Below are 23,809 nucleotides of genomic sequence, written 5' to 3'. Positions count from 1 at the left end.
TGCGTTCGTCGGCGACGCGGGCCCGGCATGCCGGCCGCGCTGAGCCGGTCCGGCTGTATCTGCAGTATGCCCGGACGCTGTTACCGCGACGTTACGCGTCCGGGGCCGGTGATCGGAACATATCCGACGGCGGACCGTCCTCGATCCGCGCGGCGGCCGGGTCGAGGACGCGCGAAAGGAAGGTCCGGGTCCGCTCGTGCGCGGGCGCCCCGATCACCTGGTCGGGCGGGCCCTCCTCCACGACCACGCCGCCGTCCATGAACACCACCCGGTCGGCCGCCTCCCGGGCGAAGCTCATCTCGTGGGTGACGACGAGCATCGTCATCCCCGCCTCCGCGAGGCCGCGCATGACGCCGAGGACGTCCCCGACCAGCTCGGGGTCCAGCGCGGACGTCGGCTCGTCGAACAGCATCACCTCCGGGCCCATCGCGAGCGCGCGGGCGATGGCCACGCGCTGCTGCTGTCCGCCCGACAGCTGCGCCGGGTAGGCGTCGACCTTGTCGGCCAGCCCGACCCGCTCCAGGTTCTCCCGGGCGATCCGCTCGGCCTCCGCCCTGCCCCGCCGCAGCACCTTCCGCTGGGCGATCATGACGTTGCCGAGCGCGGTCAGGTGCGGGAAGAGGTTGAACGCCTGGAAGACCATGCCGATCCGGCGGCGGACGGCGTCGATGTCGACCTCGGGGTCGGTGACGTCGGCGCCCGCGACCCGGACCGTCCCGGAGGAGGGCTCCTCCAGCAGGTTGACGCAGCGCAGCAGCGTCGACTTGCCGGACCCGGACGGGCCGATCACGCAGACGACCTCGCCGGCCCCGACGTGGAAGTCGATGCCGCGCAGCACCTCGTTCGCCCCGAACGACTTGTGGAGGCCGCTGATCTCGATGGCCGCCGGGGCCCCGGTGTCCTTGGCAAGGCTCGTCATCGCCGCCCCCTGCGCTGCCGCGCCTCCAGCCGCCGGGCCAGCAGGCTCAGCGGGATCGTGATGAGCAGATAGCAGATCCCCGCCACGATGATCGGGGTGGTGTTGCCCTGCTCGCCCGCGAGGTCGCGGCCGAACTTCGTGAGCTCCCGCTGTTCGAGCGTGATGCCGAGGAACAGCACCAGCGAGGAGTCCTTGCAGAGCAGCACCAGCTCGTTGGTGAGCGGCGGGATGATGATCCGGAACGCCTGCGGGATGACGATCGAGCGCATCGCGCGGGTGTGCGACATGCCGAGCGACCGCGCCGCCTCCAGCTGCCCCTTCGGGACGGCCTCGATCCCGGCCCGGATCGTCTCGGCCATGTAGGCGGTCGCGGCGAGGCCGAGGGCCAGTCCCGCCTGCCCGGCGGCGCCGCCGGGGATGTTGGTGCCCGGGAAGGCCAGCGGCACGCCGACGCCCACGAAGATGAAGATCAGCAGGAGCGGCAGGCCGCGGAAGATTTCGATGTAGGCGGTGGCGAACCACCGGTACGGGGGCACCGACGACAGCCGCATCAGTGCGACGACCAGCCCGCCGCCGAGGCCGATCCCGAACCCGACCGCGGTGTAGAGGGCGGTGTTGCGCAGCCCGACCGTGATGATGTCGGGGAACAGGCTCTTGGCGACCTCCCAGTTGGCGAAGTTGAGCCGCAGGGTCCCCCAGTCGGCGAGCGCCAGCAGCAGCACCACGACGACCACGAAGATCCCGTACTGGCCGCCGAGGGAGAGCTGCCGGCGGCGCCGGCGGGTCAGCCCGCCCGGCGCCGCCGCACCCGCCGGTTCGGCGGTCACGAGCCGCCGCCGGCGCTCGGCGGCATCGGACCGATCCACTTCTCGTAGATCCGCTTGTAGGAGCCGTCCGCCCGCGCCTTCGCGATCACGTCGTTGGTGATCTTCACCAGCTCGGGGTTGTGGCCCTTGCGCATCCAGAACCCGTATTGCTCGCCGGTGTTCAGGTTGGCGGCGATCTCGAAGCCGGCGTTCGCCGGGTCCTTCAGCCAGCCCTTGACGACCGGGTCGTCCTGCACGATCACGTCGACCTGGCCGGTGCGCAGGCCGTTCAGCTCGGCGTTGGAGTTGTCGAACGAGCGCGGGTCGAAGCCCTTGCCCTTGACGAAGTCCTCACCGGTCGTGCTCGCCTGCGAGCCGAGCTTGAGCTTCCTGGCCTTGACGTCGTCGAGCGCGGTGATCCCGCTGCCCTTCTTCGCCATCAGCGACTGCGTGGCGTCGAAGTAGGGGCTGGAGACGTCCATGAACTTCACCCGGTCGGGCTTGATCGTCATGCCGCCCATCTGGATGTCGCACTTGCCGGCGTTCAGCGCCGAACCCGTCTTCATCGTCTCGAACGGGGTGTCGACGATCTTCTGGGTGACGCCGAGCCGCTTGGCGACGAGGTCGATGAGCTCGACGTCGAAGCCCACGACCTTGCCCGACTTCTTGTCCTCCGACTGGAAGGGCGGGTAGGGCAGGTGCGTGCACGAGGTGAGCGCGCCCTTCTCGATGAGCTTCACGCCCTGCACCGTCGCGCCCTTGTCGCCGCCGCACGCCGACGCCGTCAGCGCCAGGGCCGCGAGCCCCGCGCCGAAGGCCCGGAGCGTCGTCCGTCTCGACACGTTTCCTCCTGATCGTGCTCGCTTCCGATCACCGCACTATCGCACGTCCCCCCGGCCGGGGGCAGGGGGCGGGCGGCTGACTCGCCCATGACCGTCCCCGGATATCCGTTTCCCGGAAATTGACGTGGCGATCATGGTCGTCCGGCAAGGTGATCGTTAGCGTGGATCGCGTCGTGGACATCTCACTTCTTCTCTCGATGACCGACCGGGTGACCGCGCTGGCCACCCCGTCGGCCATGCACCCGGAGTCGTGGCAGCTGTGCGCGCAGGTGGAGGCCTGGGCACGCGGCCGCGGGCTGGTGCTCGGAGATCCGGACACCTCCCCGCTCGGCCGGGCGCGCTGCGAGCGGCTCGCCGCCCGCGTCCTGCCGTCCGCCGACCTGGCCGCCGTGGACCTGTTCGCCCGCTGGCTGACCTGGACCCTCGCGCTGGACGACACGCTCGACCACCCGCCGCTCGCCGACAGCGGCAGCGCCGTGCACGGGCTGTACGACGACCTGCTGCGCGCGATGCGGCGCGGCCACGCCCGGCCCGGCGCCCGGCCGCTGGAGGCGGCGCTGGTGGAGCTGTGGCACGCCACGTCCAAGGACATGAGCCGCGACTGGCGCCGGCGGTTCATGCTGCACCTGGAGGCGCACCGCGACGGCTGCGCCGAGGAGGCCGTCAACCGGCGGATCAGCCACGTCCCGACCGAGCAGGAGTACCCGGCGCTGCGCCGGCGGGCCTGCGGCCCGTTCCTGTTCGACCTGGTGGAGGCCGTCCTCGGCGTCGAGCTGCCGGCGCGGCTGCTGCGCACGCCCCGCTGGAAGACCCTCGCCGACGGCGTCGCCGACGCGGTCGCGTGGGCCAACGACCTGGCCTCGCACGACCTGGAGGCCGCGCGCGGCGACGTGCACGACCTGCCCGCCGTCCTCGCCAGGGCGCACGGGATGGACGAGGCGCGGGCGGCCCACCTGGTCGCCGAGCGGATCGCCGACCGGCTGGAGGAGGCGTGGACGGCGGCGCGCAGGCTGCCGGAGATGCTCGACCGGCTGGACCTGACGGTCGCGCAGCGCGCCGCCGCCGCGCAGGTCGTCAAGGTCCTGCTGGACACGCCGCGCGCGCACATGGACTGGCTCGCCGAGTCCGGCCGCTACGGACCGGAGGCCTCCCCCGCCCCGCCGCGCCTGGACGCGCTCGCGTCGCTGCGCTGAGCCCCGGCGAGGGCGTCCCCGGCCGGGGTGCGGACGTACAGGACGCGGCGGCCCATGCGGTGCCCGGTGACGAGGCCGCAGGCGCGCAGGACGCCCAGGTGCTGGCTGACGGCCCCAGCGGTCACGCCCGTCCGCCTGGCGAGGTCGGTGGTGGACGCGGGCGTGGCGAGGGCCGTGAGCAGCTCGGCGCGGCGGCGTCCGATCAGCGCGGCCAGGGCGCCGGCGCGCGGCTCGTCCGGCGGCCCGGTCTCCCACAGCGTCGCCGCGCCGCGCGGCGGGTAGCTGACCATCGGCTGGTAGGGCGGCACCATCACCGACACGTTCGGCCACACGTACGCGCTCGGGACGAGCAGGATGCCGCGCCCGGCGAGCTCGCCGCGGAAGTGCCAGTGGCGGTCGACGGAGAGCGTCCCGGCACGCCAGGAGACCGCCTCGTGCAGGTCGCCGAACACGCCCTCGGCGCCCTCGGCGGCGAGCGCGCCGCTGCGGCGCAGGACCTCCCCCTCCAGCAGGTCGCGGATGCGCGGCCAGAACGGCTCCACGGCCACCTCCCAGTACCGTTCGAGCAGGTCGGCGAGGTCGTCCCGGGTGCGTTCGGGGTCGGCGGCCATGGCGCGGCGGGTGGGCCGGGGCGGGGCGCCGGGCGCGGCCCAGCTGAGCTCGGCGGCGACGACCTCGGGCGGCGTGGCGCGGACGGTCGCGATCTCCGCGCCGAGGTCGGGCAGCGGCGTGCGCGGCGGCGGGGTGAGGAAGTCCGGGATGTATCCGGCGGGCAGGACGACGTCCAGCAGCGGCTCGAAGCCGAGACCGCGCAGGCGGGGCCGGACGGTGCGCACCCACGGCAGATGGAGCGCGTGGCCGGACGGGTCGGCGAGCACCCGCAGGCTGCGCACCATCTCCCACAGCGGCGAGAACGCGAACCGGACCCGCGCCACGTCGTCCGGCGCGAGCACGAACTCGATCATTTAGCCCAGGCTAAATGATTATCTCGGAGCGCGGGCCGCCTCCACCATCGTCACGTGACCCTTCTGGAAGAACCTCCCATCGGTCCCGCTCCCGGCAGGTTCGCGGCTTTCCTCCGCCCCCGGGTGGGCGGCTTCCCCCGGCCCTTCTGGGTGCTGTGGGCGGGCACCCTGCTCAACCGCCTCGGGACCATGGTCGAGCCGTTCCTCGGCCTCTACCTGACGACCATGCGCGGCCTGTCGCTGGCCCAGGCCGGCGTGACGATGGCCGTGCTCGGCGCGGGCTCGCTCGCCGGGCAGCTCGCGGGCGGCATGCTCGCCGACCGCATCGGCCGCCGCGCGACGCTGACGCTCGCGACCGTCGGCACCGGCGCGGCCATGCTCGCGCTCGGCTACGCCCAGGGCCTCGCCGCGATCCTCGCCGCCGCGCTGGTGCTCGGCCTGCTCCTGGACATGTACCGGCCCGCCGCCCAGGCGATGGTGGCCGACATCATCTCCCCGGCCGAGCGCCCGCGCGCGTTCGGGCTGCTGTTCTGGGCGATCAACCTCGGCTGGGCCTTCGCCATGGTGCTCGGCGGGACGCTCGCGCAGCAGGGCTTCCTGTGGCTGTTCTGGATCGACGCCCTCACCTGCGCGGCGTTCGGCCTGCTCGTGTGGCGGGCGATCCCGGAGACGCGGACCCGCGAGGCCCGCGCCGAGCGGGCGGGCGGGTTCGGCCGCGTGCTGCGCGACCGGGTCATGGTCGGCTACGTGCTGGTCACCCTCTTCTACACGTTCGTCCTCATGCAGGGCATGACGACGATGCCGCTCGCCATGAAGGAGGACGGGCTCGGCCCGCAGTCCTACGGCCTGGCGATCGCGGCGAACGGCACGCTGATCATCATCGTCCAGCCGCTGGTGAACGCGTGGCTGGCGCGGCGCGACCACAGCCTGGTGCTGGCGGCGGGCTTCGCGCTGGTCGGGGCCGGCTACGGGCTCACCTCGCTCGCCTCGTCCGTGGCCGCCTACACCGCGACGATCCTGGTGTGGACGCTCGGGGAGATCATCGCCGCGTCCGTCCTGCAGGCCGTGGTCGCCGACCTCGCCCCCGCCGACCTGCGCGGCCGGTACGGCGGCCTGTACGGGATGGCGTGGTCGGGCGGCTTCCTGTTGGCGCCCCTAGGCGGCACCCAGCTGCTCGGCGCCGGAGGGGCGCCCGCGCTGTGGCTGACCTGCGCGGGTCTCGCCCTGGGCGCCGCCGCGGCGCAGCTCGCGCTGGCCCCCGCGATCCGGCGGCGGCGCGCCGCCGCGCTCGCCGCCGACTTCTCGTCAGAGTGACGAAACTGGGCGGGACGCTCTACCCTTGGACCGTGGCACAACTCAGGCTCGCGCTCGCACAGGTGAACTCGACCGTCGGCGACCTCGACGGCAACGCCGACCAGATCGTGACGTGGACGCGCCGCGCCGCCGAGGCGGGCGCGCACCTCGTCGCATTCCCGGAGATGATGCTGACCGGCTACCCCGTGGAGGACCTCGCGCTGCGCGCGTCCTTCGTGGCGGCGTCCCGCGACGCCCTCCTGCGCCTCGCCCGCCGGCTCGCCGACGAGGGCCTCGGCGACCTCCCCGTCGTCACCGGCTACCTCGACTGCCCGCCGGCCGGCGCGGCCCGCTCCGGCCGGGCCGGCGGCCTGCCGCTGAACGCGGCCGCGTGGCTGCACGGCGGCGAGGTGCTCGTCCGCTCCGCCAAGCACCACCTGCCCAACTACGGCGTGTTCGACGAGTACCGGATCTTCGCGCGCGGCGACCGGCTGCCGGTCGTCCGGCTGCACGGCGTGGACATCGCCACCGCCATCTGCGAGGACCTCTGGCAGGACGGCGGCCCGGTCAGCGCCACCGGCGCCTCGGGCGCCGGGCTGCTGCTGGTGATCAACGCCTCCCCCTACGAGCGCGACAAGGACGACGTCCGCCTCGACCTGTGCGCCGGCCGCGCCCGCGAGGCCGGCTGCGCGCTCGCCTACGTCAACCTGGTCGGCGGCCAGGACGAGCTCGTCTTCGACGGCGACTCGCTCATCGTCGGCCCGGACGGCTCGCCGCTGTCGCGCGCCCCCCAGTTCGTCGAGCACCTCCTCGTCACCGACCTCGACCTCCCGGCCGCCGGCCCCGCCGCCGAGGAGGGCCCCGTCCGCGTCGACGCCCAGGACGGCACCACGATCGCCATCGACCGGCACGTCCTGTCCGCCGACCCGCTGCCCGCCTACCCCGCCGAGCCGGGCACGGTCGCGCCGCCCCTGGAGGACCTCGCCGAGGTGTACGCGGCGCTCGTCCTCGGCACCCGCGACTACGTCCGCAAGAACGGCTTCCGCTCCGTCGTGCTCGGCCTGTCCGGCGGCATCGACTCGGCGCTCGTCGCCACCATCGCCTCCGACGCCATCGGCCCGGAGAACGTGCACGCCGTCCTGCTGCCGAGCCGCTACTCCTCGGAGGGCTCCGTCGTGGACGCCGAGGAGCTCGTCAAGCGGCAGGGGATCAACTCGCGCATCGTCCCCATCGCCGGCATGGTCGAGGCGTTCGAGGAGCAGCTCGACCTGCACGGCCTCGCCGCCGAGAACCTCCAGGCCCGCATCCGCGCCAACGTGTGGATGGCCCTGTCCAACGAGGACGGCCACCTCGTCCTCACCGGCGGCAACAAGAGCGAGCTGGCGACCGGGTACTCCACCCTCTACGGCGACTCCGCGGGAGGCTTCGGCCCCATCAAGGACGTCTTCAAGCTCACCGTCTGGGACCTCGCCCGCTGGCGCAACGCCCAGGCGGGCAAGGACTCGCCGCTCCTGCACCCCTTCACGCAGGAGCCCATCCCCGAGGCCATCATCGTCAAGGAGCCGTCCGCCGAGCTGCGCCCCGACCAGCGCGACCGCGACAGCCTCCCCGAGTACGCCCTCCTGGACCCCATCCTGACCGACTACGTCGAGCGCGACATGGGACGCGACGCCCTCGTCGACGCCGGCCACGACCCGGCCCTGGTCGAGCGCGCCATCCGCCTCGTCGACATCGCCGAGTACAAGCGCCGCCAGTACCCGCCCGGCCCCAAGATCACGCCCAAGAACTTCGGGCGCGACCGCCGCCTCCCCATCACCAACCGCTGGCGCGAGAAGCTGAGCTAGCTGTGTCTTTCCAGGGGGGCGACCCCCTGGAACCCCCGTCACGAGCCGGACGATCCTCACGCCACAGTGCGGGCGTGCTGTGTCCGTGCGGGTTTGCCGGTGGCGCTGCGGTCGCCCGGCTCGCGCCCTCGCTCAGGTCACCCCGTCGCCCCCTGGGAAGGGGTCGCTCCCCCTGGGCTATTCGCGGTGGTGGAGTTCGCCGGGCCAGGCCTCTTCGGGCCAGGCGGGGACCTGCTCCGAGGCGTCGGGGTCGACGCCGGGGACGATCTGCTCGCACCAGACGACCTTGCCCGCGGCGGTGCGGCGGCTGCCCCAGCGGTGGGCGAGCTGGCTGACGACCAGGAGGCCGCGGCCGTTCTCGTCGTCGTCCTCGGCGCGGCGCAGGCGCGGAAGGGCGGCGGAGCGGTCCAGGACCTCCAGGACGAGGGTGCGCTCCAGCAGGAGGCGCAGCTCGATCGGGCCGTGGGCGTAGCGGAGCGCGTTGGTGATGAGCTCGGAGGCCAGCAGCTCGGTGGTGTAGTCGAGGTCCTCCAGGTCCCATTCCGCCAGGCGGGTGCTGACGAGGCCGCGGGCGCGGCGGACCGCGGCCGGGTCGGCGGGCAGCGTCCAGGAGGAGTAGCGGTCCTGGGGAAGGCGGCGCAGCCGGGCGATCAGGACGGCGATGTCGTCGCGGTGCTGGTCGGCGTAGACGCCCGCGAGGGTGGTCTTGGCGAGGTCCTCCATGGAGCGGTCGACCGAGTCGCGGCCGAAGATCTTCTGGAGGCGGGCGAGGCCGTCGTCGATGTCGCGGCCCCGGTTCTCGACCAGGCCGTCGGTGTAGATCACGAAGAGGCTGCCGTCCTCGACGGGGAACTCGCGGCTCTCGATGGCCGAGCCGCCCGAGACGCCGAGCGGCGGCGCGGGCGGGACCTCCAGGTACTCGTTGTCGCCGGTCGGGCTCGCCAGCAGCGGCGGCAGGTGCCCGGCGGAGGCGATCTCGATGGTGCCGCTGGTCGCGTCGTACACCGCGTAGACGCAGGTGGCGAAGTGCGGCTCCTGCTCGCCCAGCTCGATCATCAGCTCGTGCATGACGTGCAGGGCGTCGGCGGGCGGCAGCTCCAGGTTCGCGAGCGTGTGCAGGGCGGTGCGCAGCCGCCCCATGGTGACGGCCGCGCGGACGCCGTGCCCGGCGACGTCCCCGACGATCAGGGCGACGCGGGCGCCGGGCAGCGCGATCGACTCGTACCAGTCGCCGCCGACCTCGACCAGCTTGCTGCCCGGCAGGTAGCGGTGCCGGACCTCGACCGAGGACGGCGCGGACAGCCGCATCGGCAGCAGGCTGCGCTGGAGCGCGAGCGCGGTCGCCCGCTCGCGGCTGTAGCGCCGGGCGTTGTCGATGACGATGGCGGCGCGGGCGGCGAACTCCATGCCGATCTCGACGTCGTAGGCGTCGAACTTGCGGAAGCCGGGGACGCGGGTGCAGGCGATGAAGCCGAGCAGCGTGTCACGGGCGATCATCGGCAGCAGCACCATCGACACGTTCGACAGCAGCTCGCCCGCCGGGCCGCGCCGCCAGAGCCGGCCGATCTCGCTCGCGCGGTCCACCTCGATGTGCGGCAGGTGGACGGGCCGGGCGGTCTCCATGACCTGCCGGTAGGGCGTGCCCTCCGGGAAGACGAGCACCTCGCCGACGGGGAACGTGGACGTCCAGGCGGGGTTGCCGTCGTCGGAGGTGACCGCGATGCGGCGCAGCACCGCCGAGCCGGACTCGGCGTGCACCTCGTCGGCGGCGACCAGGCTCTCCAGCACCAGCACCGACGCGACGTTGCAGAAGTGCGGGACGACGACGTCGACGAGACCGCGGGCGGACTGGTCGAGGTCGAGCGTGGCGCCGAACCGGGTGAGCGGGTCGTCCATCAGGGCGCGCCGCATGAGGGCCGGGTCCTGGTAGCGCTCGCTCGGCGGCAGCTCGACGCGGATGAACAGCAGCGCGGCGGGCGCCGCGCCCGGGCCGCCGCCGAGCATCGGCTGCACGGTGAGGAGGGCGTCGGCGGGCGCGCCGCCGTCGCCGCGCAGCACGCCCATCACGCCGTTGCGCTCCTGCCCGGCGCCGTTGGCCTCCAGGAGGGTCTCCAGCTCGGCCTTCGCCTCGTCGCCGACCAGGTCGGTCGCGGGCCGGCCGATCAGCTCCTCGGGGGCACGGCCGAGGACGGCCTTGGCGTTCGGGCCGCACTGCACGATGTGCCGAGCACCGTCGATGCCCAGGACCAGGGTCCGGGACGCCGAATCGGTGGCTGGCGCATCGCCTCGCGGCGCCATGACGGATCTCACCTGACGCGCTCCAGACAGCCGGTCGTCTCAGCACTACCCAGCGACAGTATGGGGCATGAGCCAGCGGTAAGGGGAGAAGATCGCGCTTACCGCGCCTAAAACCGCCCGTCGTCCGCTTCCGGACGGCTTTACCGCGCGCTCTCGATGCCCCGCAGGAGAGTGTCGACGACCGCGTCGGCGTACCCCTCGGGGAACGTCTCCTGCGGCCGCTTGGCGGTCAGGGAGCCGAGCAGCAGCGACATCGCGACCTCCACGTCGAGGTCGGGGCGCAGCTCCCCGGAGTCGACCCCGCGCTGGATCACCCTGCGGATGACGTCCCGCCGCGGCTCGATGACCTCCTGCCGGTAGCGGGCGTACAGCTCGGGGTGCTTCTCCGCGCCGCCGACGACGTTCCAGAAGCACCGCGAGTACCGTCGGTGCCGGTCGCCCGCGAACCGCCGCGCGATCGCGGTGAGGTCCTCGCGGGCGGACGCGCCGGACGGCTCGGGCAGCGGCTCCTTCACCGCGCCGAGCGCGTGCACGATCAGCGCCTCCTTGCTGGGCCAGCGCCGGTAGATCGTCGTCTTGCCGACGCCGGCGCGGGCGGCGACCGCCTCGATGGAGACGCCCGCCACCCCCGACTCCTCGGCCAGCAGGTCCAGGGTGGCCTCGACGATGGCCTTCTCGGCGCGCTCGCTGCGCGGCCGCCCCGCCTGCCGCCGCTCGGTCCCGGTCATGATTCCCTCACCCTGCCACACCGGCCGTCACACGGCGGCCTTCTCCGGCCGCCGCTCGGCCGGAGCCTGCTCGGACGGCGCCGCGGCGCGTCCCGGCATCCACTTCAGGACGACCAGGGCGCCGATGAGGGAGACCACGGCGGCGGCGACGGACGCGGCGTGCATGGCGTGCACGAAGGCGGCGTCGGCGGGGCCGACGAGGCCCTGCCCGGCGGGGCCCATCCGGGCGGCGACGGCGTGCGCGCCCTCGATCGACTCGGCGGCGGCCTGCCGCGCGCCGGCGGGCAGCGCGGCGAGCTCGGCGCGCAGGTCGCCGCGGTAGACGGAGGCGACGACCGAGCCGAGCACGGCCACGCCCATCGCGACCGCGACCTGGCGGGCGGTGTTGTTGATGGCCGATCCGGCGCCGGCCTTCTCGCGGGGCAGGGCGGACATGACCGACTCGGTGGCGGGCGGCATCACGTTGGCCATCCCGACGCCCTGCACGAAGAAGATCGCGCCGAGGATCCACAGGGAGGTGTGGACGCCGACGAACTGGTAGCTCGCCAGCGCGACGGTGACCAGCAGCAGCCCGACGGTGCAGACCGCCTTGGCGCCGAACCGGCGCACCATCGCGGCGCTGCGCGGGGCGAAGGCGAGCTGCGCGACGGCGAACGGCAGCACCATGGCCCCGGACTGGAGCGGCGTCAGGCCCCGCACCGACTGCATGTAGAAGTTGGCGAAGAAGAACACGCCGGTGGCGGCGAAGAAGCACAGCGCGATGGAGGCGACGGCGGCCGACATGCGCGCGTCCTTGAACAGCCGGACGTCGAAGGCCGGGGACGCGGTGCGGGCCTCGTGCCACACGAACAGGGCGAGGACGGCGGCGCCGGCGAGGATCGGGCCGAGCACGGGCGCCTGCAGCCAGTCGCCCTTCTCACCGCCCTGGATGATCCCGTACGACAGGACGACCAGGCCGATGACCGACAGCACCACGCCGACCGGGTCGAGCCGGCCGGGGGCGGGGTTGCGCGACTCGGGGACCAGGAACGCCATCAGCGTGACGCCGACCGCGATGACCGGCACGTTGATGAGGAAGACCGAGCCCCACCAGAAGTGGGCGAGCAGCAGGCCGCCGGTGAGCGGGCCGATGGCGACGCCGAGGCCGACCGCGCCGGCCCAGATGCCGATGGCGCGGGCGCGCTCGTGCGGCTCGAAGACGTTCGTGATGATCGACAGCGTCTGCGGCATGACCGCGGCGCCGCCGAGGCCCATCAGGGCGCGGGCGTAGATGAGCTGCTCGGGCGACTGCGCGTACGCCGACACCAGCGAGGCGAGGGCGAACACCGCCATGCCGCCGACGAGCACGCGCTTGCGGCCGATCCGGTCGCCGATCACGCCGAAGGTGAACAGCAGGCCGGCGAAGACCAGCGTGTAGGAGTTGATCGCCCATTCGAGCTGGCTCTGCGTGGCGCCGAGGCCCTTGTCGGGGTCGGCGATGGTCTTGAGCGCGACGTTGAGGATGGTGTTGTCCAGCACCACCACCAGCAGGCTCATGGTCAGGACGCCGAGGATGTACCACCGGCGCCGCTGGATCGTCTGGGGGTCCATGTCGATACGCAACGGTATCGTTTCGGAATCTGTTCCCGGCCCGGCGGAGAAAATTCTGGAATGGGGAGGGGTACCCGAATCGTTGGCCAGGTGGCACCATCGGTTTCGTCTGGGTACGCCGCAGTGGCGCCTCAAGACCAGCGGAGGTTCTGCATGTCTTCATCCGTCGCACCCCCGGCACAGCCGACCGCACTCTACGGCGGTACGAGCGGGCGCAGGGTGACCGTACGCGACATCGCGGCGGCGAAGCAGCGGCACGAGAAGTGGCCGATGCTCACCGCCTACGACGCCCTCACCGCACGGATCTTCGACGAGGCCGGCATCCCCGTGCTGCTCGTCGGCGACTCCGCCGCGATGGTGGTCTACGGCTACGACTCGACCATCCCCGTCACCGTGGACGACCTGATCCCGCTCACCGCGGCCGTCGTCCGCGGCTCCAAGCGCGCCATGGTGGTCGCCGACCTGCCGTTCGGCTCCTACCAGACGGGCGTCACCGAGGCGCTGACGGCCGCCACCCGGTTCCTCAAGGAGACCGGCGCCCACGCGATCAAGCTGGAGGGCGGGCGCCGCGTCATCCCGCAGGCCGAGGCGATGGTCGCGGCCGGCATCCCGGTGATGGGCCACCTCGGCCTCACCCCGCAGTCGGTGAACGCGTTCGGCGGCTACCGGGTGCAGGGCCGGGGCCAGGACGGCGACGAGCTGATGGCCGACGCCAAGGCGCTGGAGGCGGCGGGCGCGTTCTCCGTCGTCCTCGAATGCGTGCCCGAGGAACTCGCCGCCCGCGTCACCGCGTCCCTGTCCATCCCGACGATCGGCATCGGCGGCGGCAACCAGACCGACGCGCAGGTCCTCGTCTGGCAGGACATGGCCGGCCTCACCCCGCACACCGCGAAGTTCGTCAAGAAGTTCGCCGACATGAACACCCTGCTCGGCGAGGCGGCCCGCGCCTACGCCGACGAGGTCGTCAGCGGCGCCTACCCGGCGCCGGAGCACACCTACCACTAGCGGGCACGGGCCCCAGCGCCGAACCAGGCCCACCCCCGCACGGCCGCGCCGCCCCCGGCGCGGCCGTGTGTGGTTTCCGCCTACTGGTCGGGGTCGGAGCGGACGGGCGAGGGCCGTGCTCCGGCGCCGGACCGGCCGCCCTCGTGGCCCTGGCCGTCGCGCGGCGGCGGGACGCGGCGCGGGGCCGCGCCGTCCGCCGTGATCTCGTCGCGGAGCGTCTCCACGGCGGAGCGCAGCACGTCGGGACCGGCGACGTTCATCAGCAGCAGCCCGAGGTTGAGGGCCATCTGGCCGTCGGTCATCTCGCTGCCGGCGAGCGCGTCCACGGCCGTGCGCAGGTCGGCCTGGTCCTCGGCGGAGACGTTCTGCAGCAGGCCGAGGCAGTACGTCGGCAGCGCGAGCCGCGACCGGGCGAACGAGACGCCCCGCATGATCTCGCCCGCCTCGTGCGCGCGGGTCTTGGCCTGCATCCGGTCGACGCCCCGGTCGGCGGCGGCCAGCAGCGAGGTCAGCAGCGTGCTCGGCCCGACGGCGACGTCCTCGTCGCCGACCCGGACGGTGAACACCGCGCTGCGGAACACCATCATCGAGCCGAGGCTCGCCACGAGCACCTGCGTCGCCTCGGCGACGTGCGGCGACTGGACGCCGAACCGCCAGCCGAAGGTGTGCAGGAGCAGCAGCGAGCCCGCGCCCGCTCCCCCGTTGATCAGCACGTACGCCCAGGTGCTCGGCACCCGGACCAGCGTGGTGGGCCGGTCCCGGTACCGGCTGACCAGCTCGGCGATGCCGACCAGGCAGCTCAGCGAGACCGCGACGACGTATCCGATCATCGGGACGCGGTCACTCCCCGGTCAGCCGGACGACCTCGTCGATCTCCCGTTCCACCGCGACGAGGCCGCGCTCGCGCAGCACGTCCACGGCGTCGGCGACCTCCAGCAGCCCGAGCCGGGTGGCGTGGTGGATCTGCTCCAGCGACAGCGGGCCGTTGGCCGCCCGCAACTGCGCCAGCACGCGGCGGCACGCGTCCTCCGCGCCCGCCTCGGCGTACCCGGCGGCGCGGCCGGGCTCACCGGCGGGCGCCGCGCCCGGCGGCCGGGCGCCGCCGCTCCGCCCGGAAGGGGCCAGGAACGCGCTCCACGGATCTGCCGACCGGTTCTCTCTCATCTCCACCCCGCCTGTCGCCACTGCGATGGTAATCCAGGACTAGGACGCGGCGCAGGCCCGAACCGCTCCCCGCACGGTCAGTGGTCTCGGTCTCGGGGGCCGTCCGGCGGCCCGGCCCCGTCCCGGCCGTCCTCCTCCTCCGCACCGGACGGGCCGCGGCGCCGGGAGGAGGACCGCGCCACGATCAGGCGGTCGCCCGGTTCGAGGGCCGCGCAGCCGGCGTCGTCGAACGGCAGCAGCCGCCCGTCCCGCACCACCGCCAGCGCGGGGACGCGGACCGCGCCGAGCGGGCCGCCGACCTCGTCCGGGTGGACCTCGCGCTCCACCAGGTCGAGGCCGCTCCCCTGCTCCAGCAGGTCCTCGATGACCTCGCCGACGCTCGGCTGCGTGGTGGAGACCCCGAGCAGCCGCCCCGCCGCCTCCGACGAGGTCACCACGTGGTCGGCGCCGGACTGGCGCAGCAGCGGGACGTTCTCCGACTCGCGCACCGCCGCCTGGATGCCGGCGTGCGGGTTGAGCTGCCGGGCGGTCAGCGTGATCAGCACCGCGGTGTCGTCGCGGGCGCTCGCCACCACGATCTCGCGGGCCCGCTGGACCGAGGCCTGCCTGAGCACCGAGCTGCGGGTCGCGTCCCCGACGACGCCCGCGAACCCGGCCTCGGCGGCCTCGGCCACGACCCGCGGGTCCGGGTCGACGACGACGATCGACTCGGGCGGCACCCCGGTGCTCAGCAGGGTCCGGATGGCGCTGCGGCCCTTCGTGCCGTAGCCGGCCACCACGATGTGGTCGCGCACGCGTGCCCTCCAGCGGGACCTTCGCCAGTCGTCGCGGGTGCGTTCCGCCAGCACCTCCAGGGTCGTGCCCACGAGGACGATGAGGAACAGCACCCGGACGGGCGTGATGAAGACGATGTTGACGAGCCTCGCGCCGTCCCCGACCGGGGTGATGTCGCCGTACCCGGTCGTGGACATGGTCACGGAGGCGTAGTAGAAGGCGTCCAGAAGCGACAGCCGCCCGTCGCCGGTGTCGCGGTACCCGTCGCGGTCGAGGTAGACCACGGCCACCACCATGAGCAGCAGGACGAGCGCCAGCCCGACCCGCTTCGCCACCGCGCGCAGCGGCCCCGTCCGGGCCGACGGCAGCAGGACGAGCGGCCGCCGCGCGGCGTCCTGACCGTTCATGCCGGCCGACCGTTCATGCTGGCACCGTACCGGGGACGGCCCGCCCGATGCGCGGTCAGACGTCCGTGATGCGCAGTCCGGCGTGGGCCTTGTAGCGGCGGTTCATGGAGATGAGGTTGGCGGTGAACGCCTCGATCTGGTGGGCGTTGTGCAGCCGCCCGCCGTAGACGCCGCGCATGCCGGGGATCCGCCCGGCGAGGGCCTGGACGAGGTCGGTGGCCTCCCGGTCGTTGCCGAGCACCAGCACGTCCAGCTCCATCTGGTCCACTTCGGGGTCGAGCAGCAGCCTGGCCGACACGTGGTGGAAGGCGGCCACGACCCGGCTGTCGGGCAGGACGGCCGCGGCCTGCTCGGCGGCGCTGCCCTCCTCGACCGGCAGCGCGAACGCGCCCTTGCCCTTCTCGAAGCCGAGCGGGTTCACGCAGTCCACGACGATCTTGCCGGCCAGCTCGGCGCGCAGCGACTCCAGCGTGGCCCTGTGCCCGTCCCACGGCACCGCCACGATCACCACGTCGGAGTCCCCGGCCGCGACCGGGTTCTCCGCGCCGGAGACGGGCAGGTCCGCGCCGAGCTCGTCCGCGGCGGCCTGGGCGCGCTCGGCCTTGCGCGACCCGATCGTCACGCGGTGCCCGGCCAGCGCGAAACGGCGCGCGAGGCCCTTGCCCTGGTCTCCCGTCCCGCCGAGGATGCCGATGGTCAGGCCGCTCGCGTCGGGAAGGTCGTAGGGCGTCTTCTGCTGCTGCTCAGTCATGCGGCCGAGTCTGCCAGGCCGCTCACCGGCGGCCCGGCGCCGGGCTCCCGCATCGCCGAAAGGGCCTGCCGGGGGCGCGGGGTGGGGCACCATGGTGCCCGTGGACGCCGAGCAGATATCGATGTTGCGCGAGGTCCTGTCGGCGACGGGCTGGCTGGAGCGGACCGAGGAGTTCGGCCGGGCACTGCGCGTCACGTCCCGCACCCCGGGCGGGCTCCTGCTGGTCGGCACGCCGGCGGGCGACCCGTGGCATCTGGCGGCGCACCTCGACGACGAGAGCCGGCTCGGCGGCGCCCCCGGCCTCGCGCCCACGCTGGTGCGCTGGGAGCCGCCGGCCGACGCGCCCGCGCACCTGCGGGTCGGGCTGGATCGGCTGGAGGAGGCCCGGCGCGGCGAGACGCTGTTCGTCGTCGCCGAGGAGGGGGCGCCCGTCCCGCTGCTGGAGCGGGTGGACGACGCGCGCCGCACCGGGGCGACCGTCCTCGCGCTGGAGGGCGGCGACCGCGAGCTGCGCGGCCTCGCCCACGAGGCGCTGACCGTCCCGCCGGGCGAGGCCCTCATGTCGTTCGACGGGGCGCAGCACCTCGTCAGCGCGGCCGCGGGCCGGGAGCCGGAGCGGAGCCCGCGCGGGCTCAGGCGCCGCCTCGCCCGGCTCCTCGACGCCGTCTCCGGCCCGGTCCCGGACTAGTCCTCGTCCTGCCTGCGCCACGCCTCGTTGCGCTCGCGGGCGATGGCCATGGCGTCCGCGGCCTCGCCCTCGGTCCTGTAGGGGCCCATGCGGTCCTTGCCGGGGCAGCCGGCCCCGTGCTCGGGCTTCATGTGCTTCAGGCAGAACCACCAGTCACCGTCGTCACCGGCCATCGGCGCTCCTTTCGATCATGCGCTGGCACGAGAGTGTGCCCGGATCGCGCTGACTACACTCCATCACTATGACGACCCAGTTGCTCCGACCCGGACGCGTCTCCCCCATGCGCAAGGTTCCCTCGAACATTCCGCGCCCTGAGTACGTGGGGAAGAAGCGGCCGCGGACGGGCGAGCCGGACGTCAAGTCGCCCGAGACCATCGAGCGGATGCGGGTCGCCGGGAGGATCGCCGCGCAGGCGCTGGAGGAGGTCGGCAGGCACGTCCGGCCCGGGATCACCACCGACGAGCTGGACGCCGTCGGGCACGAGTTCCTGCTCGACCACGGCGCCTACCCCTCCACGCTCGGCTACCGCGGGTTCCCCAAGTCGCTGTGCACCTCGATCAACGAGGTGATCTGCCACGGCATCCCCGACGACACGGTCCTGCGCGACGGCGACATCATCAACGTCGACATCACCGCCTTCGTCGGCGGCGTGCACGGCGACACCGACGCGACGTTCCTGTGCGGCGACGTGGACGAGGAGTCGCGCCTGCTGGTGGAGCGCACCCGCGAGGCGGCGATGCGCGGCATCCGCGCGGTCAAGCCCGGCCGGGCGCTGAACGTGATCGGGCGGGTCATCGAGTCCTACGCCAAGCGGTTCGGGTACGGGGTCGTGCGCGACTTCACCGGGCACGGGATCGGCACGACGTTCCACTCCGGCCTCGTCGTCCCGCACTACGACGACCCGGCCGCCACGACGATCATCGAGCCGGGCATGACGTTCACCGTCGAGCCGATGCTGACCCTCGGCACGCACGAGTACGACATGTGGGACGACGGCTGGACGGTCGTCACCAAGGACCGCAGGCGCACCGCGCAGTTCGAGCACACGCTGCTGGTCACCGAGGACGGCCACGAAATCCTCACCCTGCCGTGACCCTTCCCTCGATCTAGAGTCCGATTCGCCCGCATCCGGCCCGGGAGACCCTCGAGAGATGAACGCCCCAGCGCCGTACGAGCCGAGGGTTCCCTCCGACAGCATGCCGCCGGGGCAGGCCGCGCTGAGCGTGACGTGGGCGGCGCTGCCGTTCCTGACCCTCGGCTTCGCGACGCCGTTCACGTTCGCCGCCGCGCTGCTGTGGCGGCGGAGCGTGCACCTGCTGGTGTCGACGGTCGTGTACGCCGGGGTGTTCGCGTTGATGCTGTCCCTGCTGTCCGGCACCGGCGAGGACGAGGGCACCGTGCGGGCGGCCGGCATGCTGATGTCCGTCCTGGCGGTGGTGGGCTGCGGGCACGCCTTCCTGATCCGGCGGAAGGTGTTCGACCCGCACGGGCTCTCGGGCGTCGACAACGAGGCCGTGGTGGAGCGGGTCAAGCGGCAGCGGCTGCTGCGGCAGAAGGCGCGGGAGCTGGCCGCGTCCGACCCGGGGCTCGCCAAGGAGCTGCGCATCGGGCGGCCCGACCTGCCGCACCAGTACAACGACGGCGGGCTCGTCGACGTCAACCACGCGCCCGCGCAGACGCTGACGCTGCTGCCCGGCGTCACTCCGGAGCTGGCGGCGACGATCGAGCGGGTCCGGGCCGAGACGGGCGGGTTCGTGTCGGCCGAGGAGCTGTCCGCGGTGGCGGGGCTCCCGCCCTCCCTCACCGGCGATCTGGCCGAGTACGCCGTCTTCATCCGCTGAGCGCGGGTATGCAGCGGGCGTGACGCCGAAGAAGCCCGAGAAGGACGCCGCTCCCCCCGCCCGTGAGGGCGACCGGCTCGCCGAGTACCGGGGCAGGCGCGATGCCGGACGGACGCCGGAGCCCGTGCCCGGCGACGAGGCGCTCCCGCGCGGGAACGACGACACGTTCGTCGTCCAGGAGCACCACGCGACCAGCCTGCACTGGGACCTGCGGCTCGAACGCGACGGCGTGCTCGTGTCATGGGCGGTGCCCAAGGGCCTGCCGTGGAGCCCGGAGACCAACCACCTGGCGGTCCACACCGAGGACCATCCGCTGGAGTACGCCGCCTTCGAGGGGGAGATCCCGCCCGGCGAGTACGGCGCGGGGAAGATGACGATCTGGGACCGCGGGACCTACGAGACGGAGAAGTGGTCCGAGCGCGAGGTGAAGGTCGTCATCCACGGCTCGCGCGTGTCCGGCCGCTACGTGCTGTTCAGGACGCGCGGCAGGAACTGGATGATCCACCGGATGGACCCGCCCGCGGACCCGGACGCCGAGCCCCTGCCGGAGTCGCTGCGCCCGATGCGGCCGCAGGAGCGGGCCCGCCTGCCCCGCGACGCGGACGCCTGGGGGTTCGAGTTCGCGTGGGGCGGCGAGCGGCTGGCCGCCTACGTCGAGGGCGGCCGGACCCGGTTCACCGACGGGCGCGGCCGCCCCGTGGACGGCCCCGGCGGGCTCGGCTCCCGGCTCGGGGCGCAGCTCGGCGTCCGGCCCGCCCTCCTGGACGGGGAACTGGCCGTCCTCGACGGCCGCGAGACCTACATGATCTACGACGTCCCGCATCTGGACGGGCACCCGCTGCTGGACGTCCCCTACCGGGAGCGGCGGGAGCGGCTCGACGACCTCGGCCTGGCGGGCCCCCGGTGGCAGACGGCCCCCTGGTTCCCCGGCGACGGCGGCGCCGTCCTGCAGGCGGCGCGCGACCAGGGGCTGCCCGGCGTCGTCGCCAAGCGCCTGGACTCCCCCTACGAGCCGGGCGAGGAGTCCGGCGCGTGGCGTCTCGTCCCGTCCCGTCCGAGGAAGCGGCGCTGACCCGCCCGCGGGCTCGCTGATCCGCTTCGGGAAGCGCGGAGAGAGCCCGCGCCCCGGGCGGAACCGGCGGGCGCCTCCGGGCATCAAAAGGACGTGACGCCCCGTTCGGCGCGTCTTCGCTGAAAACGATCAGGAGCGGTTTAGAGTCCCGCCCTGAGACGGGCGGCGATACGCGCTGGAAGGCGGGGGAACGGCACATGATGGGCAAGACGCATGCCCTGAGCGGCGCGCTGGCTTGGCTGGGCGCCGTCCCGATCCTCGGGCAGGAGCGGCTGCTCGGCGAGCACGCGGTGACGCTGTCGCCGGAGCAGATCATGGCGGGCGCCGTGGTGTGCGCCGGCGCCGCGATCCTGCCCGACATCGACCACCACAACGGCCGGATCGCCAACACCTTCGGGCCGATCACGAACCACATGTGCAAGTGGATCGGGAAGCTGTCGGGCGGGCACCGGCAGGCGACCCACTCGATCCTGTTCGCGGTCGGCATCGGCTGGGCGATGGACACCCTCGCCACCCACTTCATCTGGGCCTGGTGGGCCTGCCTGTTCATGATCGTGGGGCTCGGGCTGCGCGGCGTCGGCCTGGACTTCGAGGGCGCCGAGCCGCAGTCGGCGCTGGCGGACTGCGCGCTGGCCCTGATCGCGGTCTGGCTCATGCACAACATCGACATGAGCTTCGTCGGGTTCGCGGTGACGCTCGGCTGCCTGGCCCACGTCGCCGGTGACTGCCTGACACCGCGGGGCTGCCCGGTGTTCTGGCCGCTGCCGTGGCGTATCGACGTCCCCGTCATCCCCCGGACGGACGGCAAGGTGGAGCGGTGGGTGGTGATGCCGGTCCTGATCCTCGGGATCGCCATCCTGACCGTCCGGTCCGTGCTCGGCGACATCACCGCCCAGTGGCTGACGCGCGGCTGATCATTCGATCATGTCGGCGAACTGGTCGCAGGTCAGGACCTCCCATCGGTTCTTGGTCAGGTTCAGCGTGCTCCACAGGCTGACGCGCCGGATGCCCTGGACGGCCTGCGCGGTGCACGCGATCTGGGCCTTGGCCGTCCGCGACCATGTCTTCGCCGCGACCGCCTGGCGGACCGGCCGCACGACCAGCTGGGTGGGACGGCTCACCGGCTTGGAGACGTCCTCGACCGAGTACGCCTCGAGTTCCTCGCGGACGTCGGTGCGCAGCCCCATGGCCCGCTCGTTCCCGGTCGGCGGCACGCTCAGCTGCTTGATGCCCAGGTGCGGCTCGCCGGGCAGGCCGGGCCTCGTCACCTGCACCAGCCTGCCGTCCCGCACGAGGTAGAGGGTGATCGTGGCGGCGTACGCCTGAGCGAGCGGCTGGTCCCCCGCGCTGATGATCCCGGTCGGCTGGATCCCGCAGCCGGTCAGGGCGGCGCAGGCCGCCGCCGCCAGGAGCGCACGCGTCCGGTCCGCCCGCCTCATGGGCGCTCGTCCCCTTCCGCGTCGGGCAGCCACAGGGTGAACACCGCGCCGCCCTCCGGCCCGTTGGCGGCCTCCAGCGTGCCGCCGTGGAGCAGGGCGTTCTCCCTGGCGATCGACAGGCCGAGGCCGCTGCCCTCGCTGCGCGAGCGGGCCGCCTCCGCCTTGACGAACCGGTCGAAGACCACCGCGGCCACGTCGGGCGGAAGGCCGGGTCCGCGGTCGGCGACCACGACCCGCACTCCGCCCGCGTCCTCCCGCTCCGGACGGCCGAAGCGCAGCGAGACGGGCGGGCGCCCGTGCTTGAGGGCGTTCCCGGCGAGGTTGGCGACGATGACGTCGAACCGGCGCGGGTCCAGCCGGACGAACAGGTCGGCGGGGCCCTCCACGGCCACCTCCTCCTGCCAGCCGCGCGCCTTCAGGGTCGCGCCGACCGCGTCGGCCACGTTCACGTCGTCCAGGACGAGGGCGGCGGCGCCCGCGTCGAACCGGCTGATCTCGATCAGGTGCTCCACGAGCGCGCCGAGCCGCCGGGTCTCGTCCGCGACGAGCCGGGTGGCCGCGTCGCCCCCGCCGCCCTCGGCGGCCTCCTCGGCCAGCACGTCCGTCATGGCGATCATCGAGGTGAGCGGGGTGCGCAGCTCGTGGGAGACGTCGGCGACGAACCGGCGGGACGCGGCCTCCATCGCGCGCAGCTCCGTCACCGTCCGCTCCAGCGCCTCCGCGGTGCGGTTGAAGGTGGAGGCGAGGTCGGCCAGCTCGTCGCGGCCCTGCACCCGGACGCGGGTGTCCAGCCTTCCCTCGCCGAGCGCGCGGGCGGCGGCGCCGAGGCGGCGCACGGGACGCAGCACGCCCCCGGTGGCCAGCAGCGCGAGGACGAGCGCGGCCGCCAGGGCCGCGGCGTCCGCGATCAGCAGGGTGCGGGTGAACAGCCACAGGTCGGCGGCCTCCCGGCGCAGGCTCGCGGAGACGAACACCATCGGCGGCGTCGTGCGCCACGGCTCCTCCGGCGACGTCCGGACTCCGGCGACGCGGGCGCCCACGAGCAGGTAGGGCGTGCCGTGCCACTCGACGCGCTGGAAGACGACGCCCCGCGCCGCGCGCCGGGCGAACTCGGCGGTCACCGGGACGTCCAGGGCGTCCGGCGCCGGGAGCCCGGCCCTGTCGGGGCGCACCGGCACCGCGACCGCCCGGCGCCCCCGCGCCGAGCCCAGCGCGTCCACCAACGCCGCGGACACCAGCGGTTCGGTGTCGGGCGGCAGGTCGGGCGGGACGTGCTGGGCGAGGGTGGTGCGGACGTCGTTGATCACCGCGTCCTGGGCGCGCTGCAGCATCACCCGCCGCAGCAGCACGTAGGAGATGCCGGAGGCGAGCACGGACGCCAGCAGCGCGACCGCGGTGAACGCGGCCGCGAGCCGCACCCGCAGCCCGGTGAACCGCAGGCGCCGCATCCCGGGCGCGACGAACCGGAGGAGGCTCCTCACGGCGCGGTGAACCGGTAGCCGAAGCCCCGGACCGTCTCGATCAGCCGCGGCTCGGCCGGCTCGTCCTCGATCTTGGCGCGGACCCGCTGGACGCAGGCGTCCACGAGCCGCGAGTCGCCGGGGTAGGTGTGCTCCCACACCTCGGCCAGCAGGTGCTGGCGGGTGAGGGCCTGACCCGGGCGGCGCGTCAGCTCCAGCAGGAGCCTCAGCTCGGTCGGGGTGAGGCGCAGGTCGGCGCCGCCCTTGGTGACCTTCAGGGAGGACCGGTCGACGACGAGGTCGCCGTAGACGGACCGGTCCAGGCGAGTCTGGTCGGCGCGGCGCAGGACCGCGCGGATCCGGGCGTCCAGGACCCGCGGCTCGACGGGTTTCACCACGTAGTCGTCGGCGCCCGCCTCCAGTCCGAGGACGACGTCGAGGTCGTCGCCCCGCGCGGTCAGCAGGATCACCGGCAGCGGGTCGTCCCGGCGGATCCGGCGGCACACCTCGATGCCGTCGATGCCGGGCAGCATCACGTCCAGGATCGCGATCTCGGGACGGCGCGCCCGCAGCGCCTCCAGGCCGTCCTCGCCGGTGGCCCGGGACGTCACCCCGTGCCCCTGGCGGGTCAGCGCCAGCTCCAGCGCCGTCCGGGCGGACGGATCATCCTCGATGAACAGAATGCTCGCCACCCGGTCATTATCGGCCGTGCGCGATCAGCGAACGGGAT

Annotated in this window: 24 protein-coding genes; 9 read left to right on the top strand and 15 right to left on the bottom strand. The window is 73.6% G+C overall.

Going from position 1 to position 23,809, the window contains the following annotated elements; all coding sequences use genetic code 11:
* Window positions 1–91: 91 nt before the first annotated feature.
* Genes ABD944_RS10100 through ABD944_RS10090 form a run of 3 tightly spaced genes read right to left on the bottom strand, consistent with a single transcriptional unit; the run spans window position 92 to window position 2,567 of the window.
* The gene (locus ABD944_RS10100; protein WP_345174687.1) at window positions 92–919 is read right to left on the bottom strand and encodes an amino acid ABC transporter ATP-binding protein; all 828 of its coding nucleotides are present in this window, start codon (window positions 917–919) and stop codon (window positions 92–94) included.
* Window positions 916–1,785, bottom strand: a complete 870-nt coding sequence (locus ABD944_RS10095; protein WP_345174685.1) for an amino acid ABC transporter permease — start codon at window positions 1,783–1,785, stop codon at window positions 916–918. Before ABD944_RS10095 ends, ABD944_RS10100 begins: the two co-directional genes overlap by 4 nt.
* Window positions 1,743–2,567: a substrate-binding periplasmic protein gene (locus tag ABD944_RS10090; RefSeq protein ID WP_345174683.1), complete on the bottom strand. Its 825-nt coding sequence runs from the start codon at window positions 2,565–2,567 to the stop codon at window positions 1,743–1,745. The genes ABD944_RS10095 and ABD944_RS10090 overlap by 43 nt, the downstream gene beginning before the upstream one ends.
* A gap of 161 nt (window positions 2,568–2,728) precedes the next feature.
* Here ABD944_RS10090 and ABD944_RS10085 point away from each other — a divergent pair, with 161 nt between their 5' ends.
* Entirely contained in the window at window positions 2,729–3,760 is a 1,032-nt protein-coding gene (locus ABD944_RS10085; RefSeq protein WP_345174680.1) for a terpene synthase family protein, read from the top strand.
* On the opposite strand, the gene ABD944_RS10080 is transcribed toward ABD944_RS10085, so the two are convergent.
* The gene (locus ABD944_RS10080) at window positions 3,700–4,725 is read right to left on the bottom strand and encodes an ArsR/SmtB family transcription factor (RefSeq protein WP_345174678.1); all 1,026 of its coding nucleotides are present in this window, start codon (window positions 4,723–4,725) and stop codon (window positions 3,700–3,702) included. The two genes, ABD944_RS10085 and ABD944_RS10080, sit on opposite strands and share 61 nt — an antisense overlap.
* Before the next feature lie 54 nt (window positions 4,726–4,779).
* Here ABD944_RS10080 and ABD944_RS10075 point away from each other — a divergent pair, with 54 nt between their 5' ends.
* Both ABD944_RS10075 and ABD944_RS10070 read left to right on the top strand, forming a co-directional pair.
* Window positions 4,780–6,039, top strand: a complete 1,260-nt coding sequence (locus ABD944_RS10075) for an MDR family MFS transporter (RefSeq protein WP_345174677.1) — start codon at window positions 4,780–4,782, stop codon at window positions 6,037–6,039.
* Between the two features lie 32 nt (window positions 6,040–6,071).
* Window positions 6,072–7,862 carry an NAD+ synthase gene (locus ABD944_RS10070; RefSeq protein WP_345174675.1) on the top strand — a complete coding sequence of 597 codons (1,791 nt, stop codon included), beginning with the start codon at window positions 6,072–6,074 and terminating at the stop codon, window positions 7,860–7,862.
* A gap of 177 nt (window positions 7,863–8,039) precedes the next feature.
* Here ABD944_RS10070 and ABD944_RS10065 read toward each other — a convergent pair whose 3' ends face one another.
* From ABD944_RS10065 to ABD944_RS10055, 3 genes are all read right to left on the bottom strand, one after another.
* Window positions 8,040–10,160, bottom strand: coding sequence for a SpoIIE family protein phosphatase (locus ABD944_RS10065; protein WP_345174673.1), 2,121 nt, complete (start codon window positions 10,158–10,160; stop codon window positions 8,040–8,042).
* Between the two features lie 140 nt (window positions 10,161–10,300).
* Window positions 10,301–10,888 (bottom strand): TetR/AcrR family transcriptional regulator, encoded by a 588-nt coding sequence (locus ABD944_RS10060; RefSeq protein ID WP_345174672.1) that lies wholly within the window; start codon window positions 10,886–10,888, stop codon window positions 10,301–10,303.
* Between the two features lie 27 nt (window positions 10,889–10,915).
* Window positions 10,916–12,478: an MFS transporter gene (locus ABD944_RS10055; RefSeq protein WP_345174669.1), complete on the bottom strand. Its 1,563-nt coding sequence runs from the start codon at window positions 12,476–12,478 to the stop codon at window positions 10,916–10,918.
* A gap of 153 nt (window positions 12,479–12,631) precedes the next feature.
* Between ABD944_RS10055 and panB the strand changes: the two genes are divergently transcribed.
* Window positions 12,632–13,483, top strand: coding sequence for a 3-methyl-2-oxobutanoate hydroxymethyltransferase (gene panB, locus ABD944_RS10050; protein WP_345174668.1), 852 nt, complete (start codon window positions 12,632–12,634; stop codon window positions 13,481–13,483).
* Window positions 13,484–13,563: 80 nt separating this feature from the next.
* Here the strand turns inward: panB and ABD944_RS10045 are convergent, their stop codons facing one another.
* The 4 genes from ABD944_RS10045 to npdG all read right to left on the bottom strand — a co-directional run bounded on the left by ABD944_RS10045 (window position 13,564) and on the right by npdG (window position 16,579).
* The gene (locus ABD944_RS10045) at window positions 13,564–14,313 is read right to left on the bottom strand and encodes a hypothetical protein (protein ID WP_345174666.1); all 750 of its coding nucleotides are present in this window, start codon (window positions 14,311–14,313) and stop codon (window positions 13,564–13,566) included.
* Between the two features lie 10 nt (window positions 14,314–14,323).
* Window positions 14,324–14,647: a hypothetical protein gene (locus tag ABD944_RS10040; RefSeq protein ID WP_345174662.1), complete on the bottom strand. Its 324-nt coding sequence runs from the start codon at window positions 14,645–14,647 to the stop codon at window positions 14,324–14,326.
* Window positions 14,648–14,724: 77 nt separating this feature from the next.
* Window positions 14,725–15,828: a potassium channel family protein gene (locus ABD944_RS10035; RefSeq protein ID WP_345174661.1), complete on the bottom strand. Its 1,104-nt coding sequence runs from the start codon at window positions 15,826–15,828 to the stop codon at window positions 14,725–14,727.
* 55 nt (window positions 15,829–15,883) lie between these two features.
* Window positions 15,884–16,579 (bottom strand): NADPH-dependent F420 reductase, encoded by a 696-nt coding sequence (gene npdG / locus ABD944_RS10030; RefSeq protein ID WP_345174659.1) that lies wholly within the window; start codon window positions 16,577–16,579, stop codon window positions 15,884–15,886.
* Window positions 16,580–16,670: 91 nt separating this feature from the next.
* Between npdG and ABD944_RS10025 the strand changes: the two genes are divergently transcribed.
* Window positions 16,671–17,267, top strand: coding sequence for a hypothetical protein (locus tag ABD944_RS10025; RefSeq protein ID WP_345174657.1), 597 nt, complete (start codon window positions 16,671–16,673; stop codon window positions 17,265–17,267).
* Here the strand turns inward: ABD944_RS10025 and ABD944_RS10020 are convergent.
* Window positions 17,264–17,440, bottom strand: a complete 177-nt coding sequence (locus ABD944_RS10020) for a hypothetical protein (RefSeq protein ID WP_345174656.1) — start codon at window positions 17,438–17,440, stop codon at window positions 17,264–17,266. The two genes, ABD944_RS10025 and ABD944_RS10020, sit on opposite strands and share 4 nt — an antisense overlap.
* Before the next feature lie 68 nt (window positions 17,441–17,508).
* Between ABD944_RS10020 and map the strand changes: the two genes are divergently transcribed.
* From map to ABD944_RS10000, 4 genes are all read left to right on the top strand, one after another.
* Window positions 17,509–18,360, top strand: coding sequence for a type I methionyl aminopeptidase (map, locus tag ABD944_RS10015; RefSeq protein WP_345174654.1), 852 nt, complete (start codon window positions 17,509–17,511; stop codon window positions 18,358–18,360).
* A gap of 58 nt (window positions 18,361–18,418) precedes the next feature.
* Window positions 18,419–19,108, top strand: coding sequence for a ComEA family DNA-binding protein (locus tag ABD944_RS10010; RefSeq protein WP_345174651.1), 690 nt, complete (start codon window positions 18,419–18,421; stop codon window positions 19,106–19,108).
* Between the two features lie 19 nt (window positions 19,109–19,127).
* Window positions 19,128–20,180, top strand: a complete 1,053-nt coding sequence (locus tag ABD944_RS10005; protein WP_345174648.1) for a DNA polymerase ligase N-terminal domain-containing protein — start codon at window positions 19,128–19,130, stop codon at window positions 20,178–20,180.
* 197 nt (window positions 20,181–20,377) lie between these two features.
* On the top strand, window positions 20,378–21,094 hold the full coding sequence (locus ABD944_RS10000) for a metal-dependent hydrolase (RefSeq protein WP_345174646.1): 717 nt from the start codon (window positions 20,378–20,380) through the stop codon (window positions 21,092–21,094).
* Here ABD944_RS10000 and ABD944_RS09995 read toward each other — a convergent pair whose 3' ends face one another.
* From ABD944_RS09995 to ABD944_RS09985, 3 genes are read right to left on the bottom strand one after another with little or no spacing between them, the layout of a single operon-like run.
* The gene (locus ABD944_RS09995) at window positions 21,095–21,619 is read right to left on the bottom strand and encodes a hypothetical protein (protein WP_345174645.1); all 525 of its coding nucleotides are present in this window, start codon (window positions 21,617–21,619) and stop codon (window positions 21,095–21,097) included.
* Window positions 21,616–23,100 carry an ATP-binding protein gene (locus ABD944_RS09990; protein WP_345174643.1) on the bottom strand — a complete coding sequence of 495 codons (1,485 nt, stop codon included), beginning with the start codon at window positions 23,098–23,100 and terminating at the stop codon, window positions 21,616–21,618. Before ABD944_RS09990 ends, ABD944_RS09995 begins: the two co-directional genes overlap by 4 nt.
* Complete coding sequence (locus ABD944_RS09985) at window positions 23,097–23,771, bottom strand: response regulator (RefSeq protein WP_345174640.1); 675 nt, start codon at window positions 23,769–23,771, stop codon at window positions 23,097–23,099. The genes ABD944_RS09990 and ABD944_RS09985 overlap by 4 nt, the downstream gene beginning before the upstream one ends.
* Window positions 23,772–23,809: the final 38 nt, after the last annotated feature.

The organism is Actinomadura verrucosospora, assembly GCF_039540335.1.
Classification (GTDB): domain Bacteria; phylum Actinomycetota; class Actinomycetes; order Streptosporangiales; family Streptosporangiaceae; genus Spirillospora; species Spirillospora verrucosospora.
This window is presented reverse-complemented; position numbering and strand designations above follow the sequence as displayed.

Bases quoted from the DNA above. Each gene is read 5' to 3' on its own strand.
- ABD944_RS10100 (WP_345174687.1), bottom strand. From the start codon at position 919: ATGACGAGCCTTGCCAAGGACACCGGGGCCCCGGCGGCCATCGAGATC.
- ABD944_RS10080 (WP_345174678.1), bottom strand. From the start codon at position 4,725: ATGATCGAGTTCGTGCTCGCGCCGGACGACGTGGCGCGGGTCCGGTTC.
- ABD944_RS10065 (WP_345174673.1), bottom strand. From the start codon at position 10,160: ATGGCGCCGCGAGGCGATGCGCCAGCCACCGATTCGGCGTCCCGGACC.
- ABD944_RS10060 (WP_345174672.1), bottom strand. From the start codon at position 10,888: ATGACCGGGACCGAGCGGCGGCAGGCGGGGCGGCCGCGCAGCGAGCGC.
- ABD944_RS10055 (WP_345174669.1), bottom strand. From the start codon at position 12,478: ATGGACCCCCAGACGATCCAGCGGCGCCGGTGGTACATCCTCGGCGTC.
- panB (WP_345174668.1), top strand. From the start codon at position 12,632: ATGTCTTCATCCGTCGCACCCCCGGCACAGCCGACCGCACTCTACGGC.
- ABD944_RS10045 (WP_345174666.1), bottom strand. From the start codon at position 14,313: ATGATCGGATACGTCGTCGCGGTCTCGCTGAGCTGCCTGGTCGGCATC.
- ABD944_RS10040 (WP_345174662.1), bottom strand. From the start codon at position 14,647: ATGAGAGAGAACCGGTCGGCAGATCCGTGGAGCGCGTTCCTGGCCCCT.
- ABD944_RS10035 (WP_345174661.1), bottom strand. From the start codon at position 15,828: ATGAACGGTCAGGACGCCGCGCGGCGGCCGCTCGTCCTGCTGCCGTCG.
- npdG (WP_345174659.1), bottom strand. From the start codon at position 16,579: ATGACTGAGCAGCAGCAGAAGACGCCCTACGACCTTCCCGACGCGAGC.
- ABD944_RS10025 (WP_345174657.1), top strand. From the start codon at position 16,671: ATGGTGCCCGTGGACGCCGAGCAGATATCGATGTTGCGCGAGGTCCTG.
- ABD944_RS10020 (WP_345174656.1), bottom strand. From the start codon at position 17,440: ATGGCCGGTGACGACGGTGACTGGTGGTTCTGCCTGAAGCACATGAAG.
- map (WP_345174654.1), top strand. From the start codon at position 17,509: ATGACGACCCAGTTGCTCCGACCCGGACGCGTCTCCCCCATGCGCAAG.
- ABD944_RS10010 (WP_345174651.1), top strand. From the start codon at position 18,419: ATGAACGCCCCAGCGCCGTACGAGCCGAGGGTTCCCTCCGACAGCATG.
- ABD944_RS10000 (WP_345174646.1), top strand. From the start codon at position 20,378: ATGATGGGCAAGACGCATGCCCTGAGCGGCGCGCTGGCTTGGCTGGGC.
- ABD944_RS09995 (WP_345174645.1), bottom strand. From the start codon at position 21,619: ATGAGGCGGGCGGACCGGACGCGTGCGCTCCTGGCGGCGGCGGCCTGC.